Source organism: Kitasatospora sp. NPDC034023, assembly GCF_055575795.1.
In genome coordinates this window covers 1-1328 of sequence record NZ_JBVIRY010000117.1, presented here as the reverse complement: position 1 = coordinate 1328, position 1328 = coordinate 1, and the positions used below count along the sequence as shown (strand labels likewise).

Below are 1328 nucleotides of genomic sequence, written 5' to 3'. Positions count from 1 at the left end.
CGGATGCTGTTGGTTAATCGGTGAGGGCCTGCGTGACGTCGGCCTGTACGACCCCGTTGGGGTTGTGCAGGCCGTTGTCGTGTTCAGGGGTGGGGTCCGGTGTCGTTGCGTGGGGTGGAGCTGGCGGAGATTCCGCTGGAGACGGTGCGGGTGGCTCGCGCGGTGTTCCCGAAGGGCTGTCTGGCGATGCGGGTGCGGGACAGACTCGGGCCGGTCTTCGTCGATGCCCAGTTCGAGGGGCTGTTCCCAGTACGGGGGCGCCCTGCGCTGTCGCCGGCCCGGCTGGCGCTGGTATCGGTGTTGCAGTTCGCGGAAGGACTGACCGACCGGCAGGCCGCGCACGCGGTCCGCTCGCGTCTGGACTGGAAGTACGCCCTCTCGCTGGAGCTGACCGATACCGGGTTCGACTTCTCCGTGCTCAGCGAGTTCCGTGACCGGCTGGTCGACGGCGACGCGGGCTGGGTGGTGTTCGACGCGGTGCTGAAGGCTGCGGGGGAAGCCGGGCTGGTCAAGCCGGGCAGACGACAGCGCACGGATGCCACTCACGTACTGGCCGCGACCAAGGACCTGAACCGGCTGGAGTTCGTGGCCGAGACACTGCGGGCCGCGCTCAACGAGGTCGCCGAGGCGGCGGGTGACTGGCTGGCGGCGGTGGCGGCGCCGGAGTGGTTCGACCGCTACTCGGCCCGGCCGGATGACACCCGGTTCCCGTCCCGATGGGCGGCCCGGGTGGAACACGCGGACCAGTGCGGGGCAGACGGGACGGTCCTGCTGGAGGCCGTTTGGGCGGCCTCGGCCCCGCCGGGACTCAGGTGCCTGCCCGCGGTGGAGTTCCTGCGGCAGACATGGGTGCAGCAGTTCCACCGCGTCAACGATGTTCCGCGCTGGCGGGACAAGCAGGATCTCCCGCCGGGCCTGATCCGCTTACGGACGCCCTACGAGCCCGAGGCCCGCACGGGATCGAAGCGAGACCTGGGATGGTCCGGCTACAAGGTTCACCTCAGTGAGACCTGTGAGCCCGACGCCCCGCACCTGATCACCCACGTCCACACCACCCCGGCGTCGGTCAACGACGTCGTCGTCCTGGAGGACATCCACACCGCCCTGGCCGAACGGGGGCTCCTGCCGGACGAGCATCTGCTGGATGCCGGATACGTCGACGCCGAGCAGATCCACCGCGCCCGCCGCGATCACGGCATCGACCTCGTCGGACCGATCGGGAAGATCACCAACCGGGCACAGGCCACCGGCGACTTCTTCGACAGCACCCGCTTCACCGTCGACTGGGACCAACGCCAGGCGGTCTGTCCCGGCGGCCGGACCAGTGT

Annotated in this window: 1 protein-coding gene; it reads left to right on the top strand. The window is 69.7% G+C overall.

Annotation, left to right across the window (positions count from 1 at the left end; all coding sequences use genetic code 11):
• Positions 1-99: 99 nt before the first annotated feature.
• The coding region (locus tag ACZ52R_RS43530; RefSeq protein ID WP_465755585.1) for a transposase at positions 100-1328 on the top strand (1229 nt) is incomplete at its 3' end.